Annotated in this window: 15 protein-coding genes; 13 read left to right on the plus strand and 2 right to left on the minus strand. The window is 61.4% G+C overall.

The window, feature by feature from the left end:
• The first annotated feature begins 78 nt into the window (after positions 1 to 78).
• The 9 genes from F7D09_RS01285 (at position 79) to F7D09_RS01325 (ending at position 8,773) form a co-directional block, all read left to right on the plus strand.
• Positions 79 to 549, plus strand: coding sequence for a triose-phosphate transporter family protein (locus F7D09_RS01285; protein WP_152233634.1), 471 nt, complete (start codon positions 79 to 81; stop codon positions 547 to 549).
• Between the two features lie 267 nt (positions 550 to 816).
• On the plus strand, positions 817 to 2,064 hold the full coding sequence (gene glgA, locus F7D09_RS01290; RefSeq protein WP_152233635.1) for a glycogen synthase: 1,248 nt from the start codon (positions 817 to 819) through the stop codon (positions 2,062 to 2,064).
• Positions 2,065 to 2,188: 124 nt separating this feature from the next.
• Positions 2,189 to 3,034, plus strand: coding sequence for an ABC transporter ATP-binding protein (locus tag F7D09_RS01295; RefSeq protein WP_152233636.1), 846 nt, complete (start codon positions 2,189 to 2,191; stop codon positions 3,032 to 3,034).
• 42 nt (positions 3,035 to 3,076) lie between these two features.
• Positions 3,077 to 4,657, plus strand: coding sequence for a hypothetical protein (locus F7D09_RS01300; protein ID WP_152233637.1), 1,581 nt, complete (start codon positions 3,077 to 3,079; stop codon positions 4,655 to 4,657).
• Between the two features lie 18 nt (positions 4,658 to 4,675).
• Positions 4,676 to 5,578 carry a tellurite resistance TerB family protein gene (locus tag F7D09_RS01305; RefSeq protein ID WP_152233638.1) on the plus strand — a complete coding sequence of 301 codons (903 nt, stop codon included), beginning with the start codon at positions 4,676 to 4,678 and terminating at the stop codon, positions 5,576 to 5,578.
• A 31-nt stretch (positions 5,579 to 5,609) separates the two neighbouring features.
• Positions 5,610 to 6,605 carry a hypothetical protein gene (locus F7D09_RS01310; RefSeq protein WP_152233639.1) on the plus strand — a complete coding sequence of 332 codons (996 nt, stop codon included), beginning with the start codon at positions 5,610 to 5,612 and terminating at the stop codon, positions 6,603 to 6,605.
• A gap of 55 nt (positions 6,606 to 6,660) precedes the next feature.
• Positions 6,661 to 7,479: a nitrilase-related carbon-nitrogen hydrolase gene (locus F7D09_RS01315; RefSeq protein ID WP_152233640.1), complete on the plus strand. Its 819-nt coding sequence runs from the start codon at positions 6,661 to 6,663 to the stop codon at positions 7,477 to 7,479.
• Between the two features lie 96 nt (positions 7,480 to 7,575).
• Positions 7,576 to 8,502, plus strand: a complete 927-nt coding sequence (locus tag F7D09_RS01320; protein ID WP_152233641.1) for an isoaspartyl peptidase/L-asparaginase family protein — start codon at positions 7,576 to 7,578, stop codon at positions 8,500 to 8,502.
• Between the two features lie 67 nt (positions 8,503 to 8,569).
• Positions 8,570 to 8,773 (plus strand): hypothetical protein, encoded by a 204-nt coding sequence (locus F7D09_RS01325; RefSeq protein WP_152233642.1) that lies wholly within the window; start codon positions 8,570 to 8,572, stop codon positions 8,771 to 8,773.
• A 331-nt stretch (positions 8,774 to 9,104) separates the two neighbouring features.
• On the opposite strand, the gene F7D09_RS01330 is transcribed toward F7D09_RS01325, so the two are convergent.
• Complete coding sequence (locus tag F7D09_RS01330) at positions 9,105 to 9,956, minus strand: SDR family NAD(P)-dependent oxidoreductase (protein ID WP_226835821.1); 852 nt, start codon at positions 9,954 to 9,956, stop codon at positions 9,105 to 9,107.
• Between the two features lie 204 nt (positions 9,957 to 10,160).
• On the opposite strand from F7D09_RS01330, the gene F7D09_RS01335 reads away from it, so the two are divergent.
• From F7D09_RS01335 to brxC, 3 genes are all read left to right on the plus strand, one after another.
• Positions 10,161 to 10,805, plus strand: a complete 645-nt coding sequence (locus tag F7D09_RS01335) for a DUF1819 family protein (protein WP_226835823.1) — start codon at positions 10,161 to 10,163, stop codon at positions 10,803 to 10,805.
• A 73-nt stretch (positions 10,806 to 10,878) separates the two neighbouring features.
• Positions 10,879 to 11,628 carry a DUF1788 domain-containing protein gene (locus tag F7D09_RS01340; RefSeq protein WP_152233645.1) on the plus strand — a complete coding sequence of 250 codons (750 nt, stop codon included), beginning with the start codon at positions 10,879 to 10,881 and terminating at the stop codon, positions 11,626 to 11,628.
• Positions 11,625 to 15,332: a BREX system P-loop protein BrxC gene (gene brxC / locus F7D09_RS01345; RefSeq protein ID WP_152233646.1), complete on the plus strand. Its 3,708-nt coding sequence runs from the start codon at positions 11,625 to 11,627 to the stop codon at positions 15,330 to 15,332. Before F7D09_RS01340 ends, brxC begins: the two co-directional genes overlap by 4 nt.
• Positions 15,333 to 15,385: 53 nt before the next feature.
• Here brxC and F7D09_RS01350 read toward each other — a convergent pair whose 3' ends face one another.
• Positions 15,386 to 15,787 (minus strand): hypothetical protein, encoded by a 402-nt coding sequence (locus tag F7D09_RS01350; protein ID WP_152233647.1) that lies wholly within the window; start codon positions 15,785 to 15,787, stop codon positions 15,386 to 15,388.
• A gap of 604 nt (positions 15,788 to 16,391) precedes the next feature.
• On the opposite strand from F7D09_RS01350, the gene F7D09_RS01355 reads away from it, so the two are divergent.
• Positions 16,392 to 17,615 carry an ATP-binding protein gene (locus F7D09_RS01355; protein WP_152233648.1) on the plus strand — a complete coding sequence of 408 codons (1,224 nt, stop codon included), beginning with the start codon at positions 16,392 to 16,394 and terminating at the stop codon, positions 17,613 to 17,615.

Below are 17,615 nucleotides of genomic sequence, written 5' to 3' on the forward strand. Positions count from 1 at the left end.
GTCGCGCGGCACGCAATGGCACGGCATGGAGTACAGTACTGAGTCAGTGTTATCCGCAAACGAGCAGGAGAAGTAACGATGCCCAACCGTGCCGAACGTCGCAAAGCAGCAAGAGACCAGCGTCGGGGGATTCCCTCGCAGTACGACCACACCAACGGCCGTGCGCGAACCGGCATCATCGACGAGTACGCGCTGCAGGAGAAGTCCCGCCGCATCCAGGAGGGACTGGGCGATGGCGGCGAGTGGAAGCCGAGCGCCCGGACCGTGTCCGACGAGCCGGCATCCGTGTTCGAGTCGAACCCGAACTACCGTGACCCGAAGGCGTTCAAGGCGCCGCACTCGGTGCGCCAGTGGTTCCGCGTGTTCAGCTGGACGCTGATCGCGCTGTCGATCATCGGCTTCTTCGTGGTGATGTGGGTGCCGAACCTGCCGATGTGGGTAATCATCACCGTCTCCGCCGTGTTCATCGTCGGCGTGGTCAGCCTGTTCTTCACCGCCGGCAACTACAAGAACAACCCGAACCTGGACGCCAACGGCACCGCCGTGTGACGATCGCTCTCTCGCTCAGCCCATCATTAAAGCAGGCTGGCGCCCGTAGTTGGCTGGCCCGTACCTCGGCCCCCTCGGTGGAGGGGGCTGGCTGAGCGTAGCGAAGACTGGGGGAGCGCCACCCGCCATACGCAATCCATCCCCATGGCGAACATCACATGAATTCACGCACAACCGTCAAAAAGAAAACAAGACGGTTGTGCGTTTTTCATGCCATCGTGTCGTACAGTTGATAATGGATTATCCCACGATTCAAGGAGTTCAACGATGAAGGTCGATATCCTTACCCGAGAGTACCCGCCGCACGTCTACGGTGGTGCCGGCGTCCACGCGGAGCAGCTGTCCAAGGTGCTCGCCGAGAGAATCGACGTGACCGTCCGCGCGTTCGACGGACCGCGCGAACCGGCCGACGTGCCGGAGATCCCCAACGCCGCCGAAGCCAAGGGCAGCCTCAAGGTCGTCGGCTACGGCACACCCGCCGAACTCAAGGACGCGAACCCGGCGCTCAAGACCTTCGGCGTCGACCTGCAGATCGCCAACGACGTCGACGCGGACATTATCCACGCGCACACCTGGTACGCGTGCCTCGCCGGCTACCTCGCGAAGATGCTACACGGCACGCCGCTGGTCATCACCGCGCACAGCCTCGAGCCGTTCCGCCCGTGGAAGCGCGAACAGCTGGGCGGCGGCTACAACCTGAGCTCCTGGGCCGAGAAGGACGCCTACGAGCACGCCGACCGCGTGATCGCAGTCTCCAAGGGCATGCGCAACGACATCCTCACCGCCTACCCGGACCTCGACCCGAACAAGGTCGTAGTCGTGTACAACGGCATCACCATGTCCGAGTTCGCCACCCCGGCGGACGACGATCCGGGCTGGGGCGTGTTCGACCGCTACCACATCGACCGCAGCAAGCCGACCCTGCTGTTCGTGGGCCGCATCACCCGTCAGAAGGGTCTGCCGTACCTGCTCAAGGCGCTGCACTTCGTGGACCCGGGCGTGCAGATCGTCCTGTGCGCCGGCGCGCCCGACACCCCGGAGATCATGGAGGAGGTCAAGAACGCGTTCGCCGAACTCGACAAGAAGCGCGGCAACATCATCTGGATCGAGGAGATGCTGCCGAAGAACGAGCTGAGCGCCCTCGAACACGGCTGCGACGCGTTCATCTGCCCGAGCATCTACGAGCCGCTGGGCATCGTGAACCTCGAGGCCATGGCTTGCGGCCTGCCGGTCGTCGCGTCCGCCACCGGCGGCATCCCCGAGGTCGTCGTCGACGGCGAGACCGGCTTCCTGGTCCCGATCGATCAGCTGCACGACGGCACCGGCACCCCGACCGACCCGGACAAGTTCGTGCACGACATGGCCGACGCGATCAACAAGATCATGGCCGACCCGGAGCTGCGCAAGAAGATGGGACAGGCCGGCTACGAGCGCGCCCGCGACGTGTTCAGCTGGGAGTCCATCGCCGACGAGACCGTCAAGGTCTACCAGTCCGTGCTCGACGAGCGCAAGTAGCGCATCGCCGCCTCGCACGGGTGTTTCCGGCACAGCGGGTGTCTTGCGTGGGTGGATCGCCCGCGCAAGACACCCGCTGTGCCATACTGATATCCGAACAGCCCGCACCGCAAAGGAGCAGCACATGACCGAAGTACTCAAGCTCGACAACGTCGAGTTCCGCCGCAACCGCCGCGTCATCATCACCGACGTGAACCTGACGATCAACGCGGGCGAACGCTGGGTGCTGTTCGGGCCGAACGGCATCGGCAAGTCGACGGCCGTGGGCATGCTCGCCACGCGCACGTTCCCGTCCGAGGGCCGCGTGTTCATCCTCGGCCATCAGCTTGGCAAATACGACGTGTTCAAGCTGCGCACGCGCATCGGCCTCGCCTCCGCCGACCTGGGCCGGCAGTTCCCGGACTTCGAGGATCCGCTCGACGCCGTGGTCACCGGACTGTCTGCGGTGACCGGCCGCTGGCAGGACACGTACACGGACGAGGAGTACGCCCGCGCCCGCCAGCTGCTGCGCGACTTCCGGGTGAGCTATCTGGAAGGCAAGCAGATGTGGCGGCTCTCGGAGGGCGAACGTACGCGCGTGCTCATCGCCCGCGCGCTCATGGGCGACCCCGAGCTGCTCATCATGGACGAGCCGACCACCGGCCTTGATCTGGGCGGCCGCGAACAGGTGATGCGCACGCTCAGCCGCATTGGCGAAGAGGATTCGAACCGTGCCGTCGTGCTCGTCACGCACCGTCTTGAGGAGATTCCGGCCGGATTCGACCACATCGCCATCATGGGCCGCAAGCCGATCCCCGCCGAGGACGCCACCGATGAGGGCGTCGACTCGATGGGCAACCCCGGCGCCGGCACCATCGTGTATTCGGGTCCGCTCGAGGACGGCCTGACCGACGAGCGCCTCTCCGACCTGTTCGGCATGCCCATCGAAGTCCAGCACACGCACGGCCGCTGGGCCGCCTACGCGGTGTGAGACCATGCGACTGCGGAATGCCCGTATCGGGAGAAGCATGTGATGACTGACGGCAAGGACACACGGATGGAAAACGTTCAGAACGAGTATGAGGAACAGCGCCGTCATGTTTTGGGCGTTGCACTTGAAGGCGCTGCTGCTGAGACCGTGCAGCGATTCGGCGCCGCCGCGAAGGAGCATCTGGTATCGTATTCCGGAGTCGACAATGAAACCGGAGAGCAACTCGCCCGGAGTCTCAAGACCGTTGCCGGACAGCAGGTGCATCCTGACTTCGTCAAGCAAAACATCAAACAGCAGGCCGGATTCAGTGCTGAGATCGAATCGGTGGCACGTAAGAATGCCAAGAACATCATCGACGGCAAAGGCGAACGATTCAAACGATTCGATGTCGCCAACGATCAGCTTGTTGATGTCGTCTCGTTCGACGAATTCGGCGATATGATATCCGGCTCTCAGGCGCAGATGAAATTTGTCGGCGACAGTGCCAAGGAACTGCTTACGGCGTTGAAAAGCGATACATACAAGAAGTATCGTGATGGGAATGTTCGCATGGACATCCCTGATGATTACTACGACGTATTGATGGGCGATGGCCCCGACAGCATCGATGCGCAGATCAACAAGCTGCAGCATAAGCTGGATGAGGGCCTGCTTGCCGATGGATCTTCCGATAAGGTTCGTCAGGAGATCGACACGTTGCGGAGCATTAAGAAGAGCCTGCGCAAAAGCGGATTGACCAAAGACGAAGCTATCGAAGCGCGTCTGCATCCCAAACTCATGGTGGCAAAGGATGTGGCAAAACTGGCGCATAAGGCCGGTGTGCAACAGGCCAAAACCGGCGCGCTGATCGGTGGCGGCACGTCACTGGTTCGCAATCTTGTCGGTTGTATCAAAGGCACCATCAAACCTGCCGAAGCCGCCAAGAATGTTGGTAAGGATGCGGCTATGGCAGCGGCATTCAGCTATGCGACCGCTTTCTCCGGAACCGCGATCAAGGGCGCCATGCAGAATGCGTCAAGCGGATACATGCGCAGCCTGTCCAAAACGAATGTGGCTTCGACGCTGGTTTCCACCACCATGGACGTTTCCAAGGCGATTACCCGATATTGCCGAGGGGAAATCACCGGTGCGCAATGTGTAGAACAGATGGGTCAGCAGGGTCTTGGACAGCTCGGAGCGCTTATGGGAACGGCTGTCGCCATGTCTGCCATTTCCGCCGTCGGAGCTACCGGCTTGGTCGCAGTTGCCGCAGGCATGGTGGGCAGCACCATCGGATATACCGCAGCGGTGTCGGTATATGAGGAATTGTCTACGGCCTTGAACGAGTACGAAATGGCCAAGGAAGAGCGCATCCGCGTCGAGCGTGAATGCGCCGAAGCGGTGGAACTGATACGGCAATATCGCATCGAGATGAACAAGACCGTGGATGCGTATCTCGCAGACAAGGCCGAAGCTTTCAATGCGGGTTTCGAAACCATGGATCAGGCGATTGTCGCCAACGATGTCAATGGATATCTGGCTGGCAATGCCCTGATTCAGGAAACGATGGGATACCGGCCACAATTCCGTACACAGCAGGAGTTCGATGACCTGATGGACTCCGATGACGCTTTCATTCTGTAGAAAGGAGCAGGATACGCAATGACAAGCATCCAACGCAAAGGCGCTTTGAAGGCGTTCTACTATCTGATGTCCGTGGATGGAACCGTCAGCGATGACGAACTGGAATTGTTCGACCATATCGGCGAAGAACTGGATGGCAAGCATTTCCGCGATTACCGGCAGCAGGTGATTGATTCGTGCGAAGACCGACTTCGATCATATCCAAACGAGGCAGACCGTTACGACGTAATCGTCGAAGGCGTCGACGAAGCGGTATCCCATCATGCGCAGAACCCGGAGAACGGCGTCGCTTCTCGCTTGCTGCTCTGGGACATGCTCGCGACGGCTTTTGCAGACGGTAACTATGATGACTCCGAACGAAAGCTGATCAGGCACATCGCGAGAACGGTCATCAAGGACCGATCTCTGTATCCGGAAATGGAACATCTCATGCGTTCCGCTCATTCAGTGAAGGAGGAACTCGCCTGGATCACATCCACCGATCGGCCGTATTCGGAAGTGAAACCCATCGTGGCTCAACTTGAAGACCGGCTGGCGGTTATTCAACGTGCCTCCACACAGTTGGTCGCCGATGAGATGGTTCCGCCCATTCCCGCAGCGGTCGCCCCTCAACAAGACGTGTTTGATATGGCAAAGGACAACGTCGGCAGAGTGACGGCTCCAGTGGTCGACCAAGTCCAACATGTGGTGCAAGGTGCCACAGACTCGGTTAAACATGCTATTGACAACACTCCTGTGTTGAATCAGGCCGGGAATGCCATGAAGTCCGCAACGGACGCTGTAGGCAATGCGGTGGCTCCAGTAGGGAATGAGTTGCGCAAACAAGCGGGCAACGTCGCGCAGGAAGCGAAAAAGCAGGCCGATAATGCGGCGAATGCGGTCAAAGGATTCGTCGGCGGATTATTTGGCGGGAAACGGTAGAAAGACTTTCTTCAGGTAAAGGAATATCATCATGCCAATCTTTGTTGTACCCCTGTTTATGGGTTTGGCTGCCGTGAGCGGTGCCGCTGGCGTAGGCATGGCCGCCAAAGGTGGTCTTGACCAAAGCAAGGCGAATAAGCTGAACACCAATTCCAGTGAACGCATCCGATGGGCCGCCAACCGACTTGAACAAATGCGTGAACAGTGCTCCGAATCGCTGAATGCCCTCGGCAAGGAGAAGCTGTTCATACTTGACGGCAGCATGCAACGGTTCCTGCACTCGTTCGAGCAGCTGAAAAACGTGGACTTCACCGCATCCGAAGGCCTTGATGAGTTGGAACGGTTACGCATTGATAAGGCGTCGTTCGACGAGCTCAAGACCATGAGCGGCATCGCATCCTCGCTGATGGAAGGCGGCATAACAGGTGTCGCCAGCGGAGCTCTCGCAGCCTTCGGCGCGTACAGTGCGGCTTCCACGTTCGCAGTGGCTTCCACTGGCACGGCCATCAGTGCATTGAGCGGTGCGGCTGCAACGAACGCCACGTTGGCATTCTTCGGAGGAGGCTCATTGGCCGCAGGAGGCATGGGCATGGCTGGCGGCGCAGCGGTGCTGGGCGGCCTTGTTGCAGGGCCTGCCTTGTTGGTCATGGGCATCATCGTCGGAGCCAAAGGCGGCAAGAATCTCGAAGAGGCGAAAACGCAGTCCGCCGAGGTCAGCAAGTATTGCGAAGAGATGCTGGCTGGCATCGACCAGTGCATTGCCATCCGCAGGAACAGCTCCATGTTCCATGCGCTTCTGGCACGGTTGGATGCCCGGTTCTTGCCGCTGGTGTTCAAGATGGAACGCATCATCAGCGAGGAGGGAACCGACTACTCCGCATTCACACAGGAGAACAAGCGGACCATCGCCGCTGCGGCTTCTACCGCAGCTTCAATCAAGGCCGTATTGGATACGCCTCTTCTGGCTGAAGATGGTTCTTTGACGGCTGAATCGGTTTCACTCGTTCAGTCAGATCTCGGTCAATGACGGGGTACAGAGTACGCAGGGGATTGCCGCTGCAGATAGTCGAAGGGAGCCCGTCATGAGCCTTGATAGTCTGCCCGTCTCAATCGCACAGTTCACGGTCGCGCGCCAGCCGGAACACAATCTGGAACTGATCGACTCGTTCGCACGGGACGCGATGGCACGCGGCGCGAAACTGCTCGTGCTGCCGGAGGGGCTGATCGCACGGGACGGCGATGATGACGGGTTCGCCGCCGCCCATGCGCAGCCGCTGGACGGCTCGTTCGTGACGGGGCTGCGGCGGATCAGCGCGGACCGGCACATCACCTTGATGGGCACGGTGCATGTCACTCCGGAGGAAGGCGCTGCGGATCATCGCGTGTCCAACATGTTCCTCGTCGTGCGCGACGGCGGCATCGTGGCGTCCTACCGCAAGCTGCACCTGTACGACGCGTTCGCCGCACGCGAGTCCGCCGTGGTCCGCCCCGGCGACGAACTGCCGCCCATCGTGGATATCGACGGATGGCGCATCGGCGTGATGACCTGCTACGACGTGCGATTCCCCGAGACGGCGCGCTCCCTGGCAGTGCGCGGCGCCGACGCGATCGCGGTCAGCGCCGCATGGGTGCGCGGCGCACGCAAAGAAGACCATTGGAAACTGCTGACCGCCGCCCGCGCGTTGGAGAACATCTGCTATTTGCTCGCCTGCAGCGAGGTGAGCGTACGCAACATCGGCTGCAGCCGCATCATCGACCCGCTGGGCGAGACGATCGCCGAAGCCGGCGACGACGGCAGCATGATGATTACAGCCAAGCTGAGTCGCGGGTCACTCGATCACGCACGCGAAGTGCTGCCGGTCCTGCGCAACCGGCGTTTCGCCGATCCGCAGCTGGCCTGATTCGATACGATACGATTGCAGGCGGAAGAGCCAGTCCTTGCCGCCGATTGATTGCAGTTCCCGCCGAATACGGGAAGTCGAATCTGAGGAGGAGCCATGTCGTCGTCGGTCACCTTGGAATCCGCGGGCAGCGAAAACGGTATCACACTAATCATCCATGCCGGAGCCGGCAACCGGAGCCGCCATGCCACACCGGAATCACGAAAGCAGACACAGGCTGACCTGCAACGTGCATTGGATGCCGGATACGCGCTGCTCGAATCCGGTGCCAACGCGCAGGACGCGGTGATCGCCGCGATCCACATCATGGAGGATGCGCCGGAGTTCAACGCCGGCCGTGGCGCCGCGCTCACCAGCGACGGCATCGCGCAGATGGACGCCTGCCTGATGACCGGGGACGGGGAGGTCGGCGCGGTCGCCGGACTGAGCACGGTGAGGAACCCGATCGACGCGGCGCTCGCCGTCAAGGACAAGACCAAGCATGTGCTGTTTGCGGAACCCACCGCGGACGAGATTGCCGACTGGGGTCTCACGACGGAGCCCAACGAGTATTTCATCACCGAACGGCGGCGGCGCTCCCATGCCGAAGCGCAACGCGACGGCGACGATTGGGAGAAGCACGGCACCATCGGAGCGGTGGCGAGGGATATCACCGGCGCGATCGCGGCAGGCACCTCCACCGGTGGCATCACCAATCAGATGCATGGGCGGGTCGGCGATTCGCCGCTGCCGGGATGCGGCACGTTCGCCGACCGGCGCACGGTGGCGGTCTCGTGCACGGGTATCGGCGAGGCGTTCATCAAAGCGGTCGCAGCACATCAGGTCTCGGACCGGGTGCGATTCGCCGGCGAGACGGTCCATGATGCCGCCGTGGCTACACTGGACGAGGTCGCCGCCCACCACGGCGACGGTGGCATGATCGTGCTGCCGGCGACCGGCCGAGGTCTGGTGGCGTACAACAGCGAGACCATGAACTTCGGATACCGCAGCGAGGACGGCGGCCGCGTCCACGCAGCCGACTGACAGGGCGGGATTGATCGCACGGTTTTTGATGGGGGGAGCCCAGGGCTTTTCCGGTGAGGTGAACGATATGGACGAACGATGGCTGAAGGCGCTTCAGGCCAAGAACATGACGGTCAGGGGCATGCCGGCTGGCGCAGACGACCACGCGGGGCGCGAACGGAACGGCGGAAACAACTCGGATGTGCGCAGGGCGGCTGGTTCGTCGACGCGCCGCGCACAGCCGTTCAAGGCGACCGGACACAAAGGCGGCATCAGCCGGCAGGGGAGTTGAACGTCAGCAGTATCCTGCTATCCGTCGGATTGGTGTCATCATACCCGCGCGAAGTAAGGGCCCTGCCGATCGGGCCGGAGAATTTGGCGGCACAGACCCGTTCGTGGGATCGGTTTCGTCCGTTTTCAACTACAAGGGATGGCGAACTGGTGGGAAACGGACACAATTCGGCTGGTTTGCGTCCGTTTCCGACTATGAGAGGTGGCGGGCTTGTCGAAAACGGACGCTATTGAGCGGATTTGCGTCCGTTTCCGACCAAGAGAGGTGGCAGCCTGGTCGGAAACGGACGTGAAATCGGTCTGCCCATCCCGCTCCGCAAACAAGCCGCGGCCTAGTACACGGAATACCCGCCGTCCACCTGAAGATTGGTACCGGTGACGTACGAGGAGGCGTCGCTGGCGAGGAACAGCACGGCGGAGGCGATCTCCTCGTTGGTGCCGAACCGGCGCATCGGCACGGGCGCGGTCATCATGTCGTGCGCCTCGGGCACGATGCGCCCCTCGAAGATCCCGGACCACACGTAGCCGGGCGAGATCGCGTTCGAGCGGATGCCGTACGGCGCCAGCGCGGCCGCAAGATACCGCGCATACTCGTAGATGCCGGCCTTCGAGGCACCATAGGCGGCGACCGGCGAGGGACCGCCGGCGATGAAGTTCGCGTTGTGCGCGGACAGCGACGACGTGAACACGAGCGAGCCGCCATGCCCGTGCTCGCGCATGATGTGCTGTGCGATCCGCGCGGTCAGGTACGCGCCCGTCAGGTTGATGTCGATGGTCTTCTGCCATACCTCGTACGGTTCGTCCGCATCGTCGCCGGGCACGTTCACGCCGGCGTTGATGAACGCGACGGCCACGGTGCCGAGCGAGTCCACGAGCGATGTCTTCAACGCGTCGACCTGAGCGCGGTCGGACACGTCACAGTACAGCGGCACGACCTTCACGCCGTAGCGTTCCGCGAGCTCGGCGGCGAGCGGCTCGAGCGTCTCCTTGGTGCGCGGCAGGTCGACGATCGCCACGTCGGCGCCCGCCTCCGCCCAAGCGGCCGCCACGTTGCGGCCCAAGCCGCCCGCGCCGCCGGTGACGAAGCCCTTCTTGCCGGCCAGCGAGAAACGGTCCATGATGCGATGGGACGGGTCCTTCCACTGGTCGAGCGGATACTGGTCGAAGACTGAAGCGTCGGTCATAGGGTCCTCCATTCGGTCGGGACGACGGCATCCTCGCCGCCGTCGTTACGCCGAGCCTACCATAGGTGCGACGCCCATCCCCGCCGGACATGCCGTTGCGGTGAATACGGCCCGCATACCGCTGCCGACGTATACTGTGACCTGTTCCAACACAGCAAGCCAGCGCGAGGAGTGACCATGGCCGGGTCGTACGGTACCGAGACGATGCAAAGCGATCAGCGCTACCGACTGTCGTTCACGGTCGGCGGACTGCTCGCACCCCAAGGGCACAGCATCGCCACGCTGATCATGCAGGACTCGGACCTCGCCGAGGGCATCACGCCAGCAACCGAACTGGGGGAACGTGCCGTACACGTCCGCAGGCAGGCCATCGACGAGAACGTGCTTGCCATCCGCACGCAGGCGGCGAACTCACGCATGGTGAGCGAAGTGCTCAAACGCCTGAGCGCGCTCACCGGAACGGAACTGCGTCATCTGGCCGACCGCGACACCCCGGCGGCGGACCGTCAGGCGCTGATGTGGGTGGCGATGTGCCGCTACTACGCCATCGTGGGCGAGTTCGCCGACGAAGTGCTGCGCGACCGCTACCTGCTGGGACAGCCGACCGTCACCTATGAGGACTACGACCGGTTCATGCTCGCAAAAGCGATGTGGCATCCCGAACTCGAGACGCTGAGCACGGCCACGGCCGCAAAGCTCCGCTCGAACCTGTTCAAGGCCATGTTCGAGGCCGGCCTGGTCGAGAAGGACGGCAACATGCTGCAGCCATCCCTCCTGAGCGCGGCTGTGACTGGTATCTTGGAAGACAGACCCGAATCGTTCCGGTACTTCCCGATCCGGGAACACTGACACGGCACACCAGACACACGCAAGCCGCAACAAGCACGCTGCACCACGCACGTCGAGAGGAGACGCGAAGACGATGACATTCGGCAACACCGCACGTCGACGGTCGCCCAATATCGAGCAGGACTTCGACGGACTGTTCGGCATCATGCGGTCCAGACGCTTCCGCAACGGCGAAGACACCGGCGGCGAACCGGCGAACTACATCTACGCATACCCGCCACAGAAGGAGCCCGAAGTCGAACGCCGCATCTCAGCCCTCGCCAACCGCCTGCAGGGCATGACCCCCGTCGACGCCGACGACTCCGCCCCCGCCATACTGGTCATCAACCTGTACGAACTGGCCGTATCGATCATGAAAGCCAACGACGTCTTCGACACCGCCATCGAACAGGAACCCGACATGCACGGCGACGCCAGCGAAGCCGACACCGACACCAGCGGCGACCCCGGCGACCACCCATGGCCCACGCTGCAGGAGGACGACTTCTACCAGGCGCTCGCCGGCATGCTCGGCCCTGACAACGACGACCTGAGGGATGCGCTCAGAAGCCGCTATCTGGAGGCGAAGGCAGACCGCGAGGCCGATCTCGTGTTCCTGACCGGCGTGGGGCAGGTGTATCCGTACATCCGCGCGCACGCGCTGCTCAACTGCGTGCAGGAGGTCGTCGACGAGCATACGCCCGTGATCGTGTTCTTCCCGGGGACCTATGAGAAGACGGCGTCCACCGTATCGGTGATGCGCCTGTTCGACCGGCTTGAATCGGACAATTATTATCGCGCGTTCAGTCTGAACACCGCGCTCGAGGAGGAGGCCAGCGAATGAGCGAGGAACTGCAGCTCAGGGACATCTTCGTCAGGAACATCGACGACAAGATCGATGGGGTCATCAAGGCCAGCGACGACAGCAACCTCGCCGACGAGGTGGATGAGTATGTGCTGACCAACGAGATACAGGCGAATCTCGAACGGTTCCTGGACACGTACAACGACCCGTCCGCCGACTATACGAACGGCGTGTGGATCTCCGGCTTCTTCGGCTCGGGTAAGTCCCACCTGCTCAAGATCCTTTCGCATATCCTGGGCGACATCCCAGGCTCGTTCGTCTCGCCGGGCGTCGACCTGCCGAGCCGTGCGCAGGTCGTCGACGTGATGAGGGCCAAGGCCCGCGACGCCGGCAACCATGAGCTTGAGGGGCTGCTGGAGTCGAATCTGCGCATTCCCGCCACGTCGGTGCTGTTCAACATCGACAGCAAGGCGCAGAAGGGCAGCAAGACCGTGCTCATGGACGCGTTCATCCGCGTGTTCGACGAGGCTCGCGGCTATTACGGCGCCAACCGGTATGTGGCGAAAATGGAGCGCGACCTTGACGCCAACGGCTGCCTTGGCGAGTTCGAGCGGCAGTTCGAGCAGATCGCCGGCAAACCGTGGTCAAAGGGCCGCACGCAGGCGGCGTTCTCCGGAGCCAAGATCGACAAGGCGTTCGCCGCGGCCACCGGCGGTGAGGTGAAGGACATCCTCAAGGATTACCAGAAGCAGTACAATCCGACCATCGCCGATTTCGCCGACGACGTGAACGACTGGCTGCAGCATCAGGAGGCGGGCCGTCGTCTCATTTTCCTCGTGGACGAGGTCGGCCAGTTCATCGGTTCCAGCACGGATCTCATGCTCAACCTGCAGACCGTGACGGAGGAGCTGTTCTCGCGCACCAACGGCCGCGTATGGGTGATCGTCACCTCGCAGGAGGACATCGACGCGGTCATCGGCGACCGCACGGCCAGCCAAGGCCTTGATTTCACGAAGATCAAAGGCCGGTTCGCCATCAACCTGAAACTGTCCAGCGCCGACGCCATCGAGGTCATCCAGAAGCGTCTGCTCACCAAGAACACGCAGGGCGAGGCGGCGGCCGAAGCGCTGTGGCAAGCGCACCATGACGAGCTTGACGCCCTGTTCACGTTCCAAGGCGACGGCACCGGACGGCAGTACAGCAACAACAAGTTCGGCACGCGCGAGGATTTCACCGCCACCTACCCGTTCGTGAACTACCAGTTCACGCTCTTCCAGGAGGCGATGCGCGGCATGAGCAGCGCACGGTTCTTCGAGGGCCAGCATCGTTCGGTGGGCGAACGTTCGCTGCTGTCCACGATCAGCAGCGCACTCGTGGAGCACAAGGCCGACGCGACGGGCAGCCTGATTCCGTTCAGCGCCCTGTATGACGGCATCGCCGGCACGATCCAAAGCTCGGTGAACCATCGCATCCTCGAAGCGGAACGCGAGCTCGACCCTGATACGCAGAAGCTCGCGCTGCCGCTGCTCAAGGCGCTGCTGCTGGTCAAGCAGGTCGACAAGTTCAAGGCGAACGTGCGCAACCTGCGCATTCTCGTCCTCGGCGGGTTCGGCGAGAACCTGCCCGGTCTTGAGCGTCGCATCCAGGAGACGCTGGACGTGCTGGAGCGGCAGGATTACGTGCACCGCACCGGCGACGTGTACGAATATCTGACGAACGACGAGCAGATCGTCGAGAACGAGATCAAGAACGTCGACATCGAGGACCGGCAGATCCGCGACCGGCTGGGCAAAATCGTCAGCGGCGACATCCTCGACCAGCCGATCGTGGAGTACGGCCGGGGACGCCAGAAGGCGAAGTTCCGGTACGGGCTGACCATCGACAACCTGGCTCAGGGCAAGTCCTATCCGCTGACGCTGCACATCGTCACCCCGATGGACGGGGCGCCGTTGGAGGACAAGATCCTGCGTTCGGCCGGCGAACGCAGCGTGCTGCGCGTGATCCTCGACAACGACAGCTCCACGTTCATGCGTGACCTGGCGATGGCCGAACGTACCAAAAAGTATCTGCAGCTGCACATCAACGATCAGGGTTCGCGCCGACACATCCTCGACTCGAAGCGCAGGGACCTGGAGGTCATGGACCACGAGTTGAAGGTCACGGTCGCCAAGGCGATGTGCGAGGCGGCCATCGTCTACAACGGCTCCACGTTGAACATGAAGGCGCGCGAGAGCGTGCCGGCGATCATCGCCGAGGCGATGCAGACGCTCATCGGCCGCCTGTACACCAACTTCCGGCTGGTGGAGGACCTGACGTACACCGAAAAGGACCTTCCCGGCGTGCTCGCCGACGCGGCCGCACCGGAAGGCGCACTTAAGGGCACGGAGTCCGTGAGGAACCTGCTTGAGCTTCCCGCTCAGGACGTGTACGACTATGCTGCCGGGCAGAGCCGGCGCAACCTCGTGCCGACGGTGAAGGACGTCATCGCGCATTACGACAGCGAACCGTACGGCTGGCCTCTGGCGGACACGCTCGCCTGCCTGTGCTACCTGTACGGCGCCGAGCGTATTCGTCTGACCATCGACGGCAACCGGATCCCGCGCACCGATGTGGTCCGGTATCTGACCAATCAGAAGAAGATCGACGGCATGCGTGTGGAGATTCCGAAGCGCTACAACGCCGTCAAGATCAGGAAGCTGCGCGAGTTCGCGAACGACTATCTTGGACTGGCCGGCGGCAGACTGCCGGCCGACGCCGAGGACATGGCGCGGGCCATCAAGGAGGGGCTGCTCGCCGAGGTCCGGGCGGTCGAGAATCTTCAGGCCGCCAACAGCCGGTTCGTGTTCGTCGGCCAGCTTGACCGGCCGCTCGAGAGGCTGCGTGCCGTGGCTGCGCGATCGGCATCGTGGATTCTGGACGAGTTCCCCTCCGACGACGCGGATGACAATGCGGATGATCTGCTGGACGACAAGGAGCTGGTGATCGACCCGATCCGCAAGGTGCTCAACGGCGTCCAGCGCACCGTGTTGGCCGACGGTCTGGAATGGGTCAAGGCCAACGATTCGAATTTCACGCTCGCCTCGGCCGGACTGCAGCATGAACGAGACGAAGTGCTCGCCATCGCTGACGATCCGCAACTGTATCAGAACAGCAAGGTCAACCTGTTCAAAACACGTCTGGCCGAACTCCGGCAGCATCTCGGCGAACTGGTGGACGCCGAACGCGCACGGGCGACGTCGACCGTCGACGGCGTGCGCGAATCGCTCACCGGTTTCGACTCATACCGCGACGCCCGCGAGGACGCCCGCCGTCATGCCCTGCACACGCTGGATGATGCGGCAGCGAAGATCACGACCGCGAAATACATCGCCGACATCCGCCAGACCGCGGACGACGTGAGCGACAACCTGCCGGATTTGCTCAACCAGTTGGATGCGGCCAGAGAACAGCCGGAACCTCAGGCGCCGGATGGCGTGCACGACGAATCGAAGCAGTCGCCGGAGCCGCGGGACTCGCAGAGCCCGTCCGCGGAGCGAACGGCATCCGATGTCGTGATGCAAACCGAGTCCGAGCAGGCAGAGGCGAAGCAGACGCAGCCGAAGCCTGTGGAACGTACCATCCGCGTCACACCGCCGCGCACCAAGCCGCTGCTGCGCACGGAGGGCGATGTGGACGAGTTCCTCGGCGAGTACCGGCACAAGCTCATCGCCGCCATCAAGGAAGGAAAACGCATTTTACTTTAAGCCAGTTTTCGTGTGGATTTAAAACGCATTTTAAATCCACACGAAAACTGACATTACTCCTGAAGATGGCGAAGCCGTTCGATTTCTTCCGCGGTCGGTCGCCATAGGATCAGACGCCGGGCCTCCGATTCGTCAGCCAGCATGTCGATATCTGAATCGAGATTACGGTCAAGATAAAAACGCTCGGCTTCCTTCGGGTGAAGAACAATAGCCGTCCGGTATGCCTTGATGAGTGGAACGCTTTGAGTCGCCGCAATCAGTTGATCCATGACCTCACTGATCACTGACAGTTCATTATCTGTGCAATCATGCAGCAAGAAATGGATGGTGCCAGGGATATCCTCAGCCAGCACATTGGCCAAGTCGTCCCAGCATTGTTCGAGACGGTCATCCCATTCGTTGTCGGTCTCATTCCGCTCGGCGATGATTTTCCGCACCTTGTCGGCGTCGAACATCACTTGCTCCTTTTCTTACGTCGTATTTGTCTCGGTTGATTAATGTCGGGGAAGATGGTGGCGACTTGTCCATGGGTCTTTTTCACGCCGACACGTACGCCTTTCCACGTGCCCCACATGGTAACACCATCACGGATTCCTCGATTCCGTCTCAGTCCACTGACGTGTTCACCTGCCTGGACAATAGGACCTGTCCCGGAAAGTGTGTAAATGGTCTTCGCGTCACTCTGCTCGCCCGAGCACAGTGATGCACCGCTGAAACCCCTTGCAAACACTGGGGTTTCGCATCCGCGTCACCGTGCACGCCCGAGCAGAGTGACGCGAAGACGCCAGTTGCTACACACTTACCGAGACAGTCCCGTTGGCAACACAAACGTTATCGAAAATGAGGGCGAAGATCAGCAGTGAAGATGAACACCAAGCCGCTGCTGCGCACGGAGGGCGATGTGGACGAGTTCCTCGGCGAGTACCGGCACAAGCTCATCGCCGCCTTCAAGGAAGGGAAACGCATTTTACTTTAAGCCAGTTTTCGTGTGGATTTAAAATGCATTTTAAATCCACACGAAAACTGATAGTATGTAAAACACGTTTTCATTAAGGGGTGATGCTGATGATTGACCGGCCGCAATACCTGCGCAAACTTGATGCGTGGAAAGACCATGACGTGGTCAAGGTCATCACCGGCGTACGACGTTGTGGCAAGTCCACACTGATGCTGCTGTGGAAGCGTCGACTGGTCGAACGCTACGGGGTCGCGCCTGAATCCATTGTGCATATCAACCTCGAGCTGCTGGAGAACGAACCGTTCCTCGAATACCACCGCCTGCATGAGGAGATTCTCCGACGCTGTGGCACTGCGCCAGGGCGACGCTATGTGCTGATCGACGAGATACAGAACGTGCCGGACTTCCAGAAGACGCTCGACAACCTGCAGGCTAGGGGAGACGTCGACTTGTACATCACCGGGTCGAACGCCATGCTGCTGTCAGGCACGTTGGCGACGCTGATATCCGGCAGGTATGTGGAGATTTCCATGACGCCGTTGTCGTTCGCCGAATACTGGGGTGCGCGATCCGGCGAAGGGTTGACCATGCAGCGTGCGTGGTCGGAGTATCTGCACGACGGAGCGCTCCCGGCAACAGTGGGGTTCTCCGGTGATGAGACGATGCTGCATGATTATCTCGAGGGCATCCTCAACACCGTGTTGTTTAAGGATGTCGCCGCGCGGCTGGGAGTCTCCAACATCGCCGCGTTGGAGACGGTGACCCGTTATCTCTTCGACAATGTTGCCAATCTCGTGAACCCTAAATCCATTGCGGATGGCATGACCTCCATGGGCTCCAAAATATCGCCGCCCACCGTGTCCAGCTATCTCGAGGGCTTGGCTGCGGCATTCATCTTCTACCCGGTGCAACGGTTTGATATCAAAGGCAAGCGTGCCCTGCGGCAGGAGCGCAAATACTACGCAGTGGATCTGGGCTTGCGGCGTATGTTGTGTTCCAACAAGGTGCGGGATACCGGTCGGTTGTTGGAGAACGTGGTGTTCCTTGAGCTGATGCGCAGGGAAGGTGATGTGTTCATCGGCCAGGGTGCGGGCGGCGAGATTGATTTCATCACTAATGGCGCTGACGGACCGCGCTACTATCAGGTGAGCGAGTCAGTGCATGATCCGTGGACGTTGGAGCGCGAGTTGTCGTCGCTGAACGCGGTGCGCGATAATTATCCGAAGACGCTGATTACACTGGACGATGAACGTCCGGTTTCCCACGCGGGCATCAAGCAGGTGTATGCGTTGGATTGGCTGCTTGACGATGGAGAGGATCGGTGA

The organism is Bifidobacterium leontopitheci, assembly GCF_009193355.1.
Lineage (GTDB): Bacteria > Actinomycetota > Actinomycetes > Actinomycetales > Bifidobacteriaceae > Bifidobacterium > Bifidobacterium leontopitheci.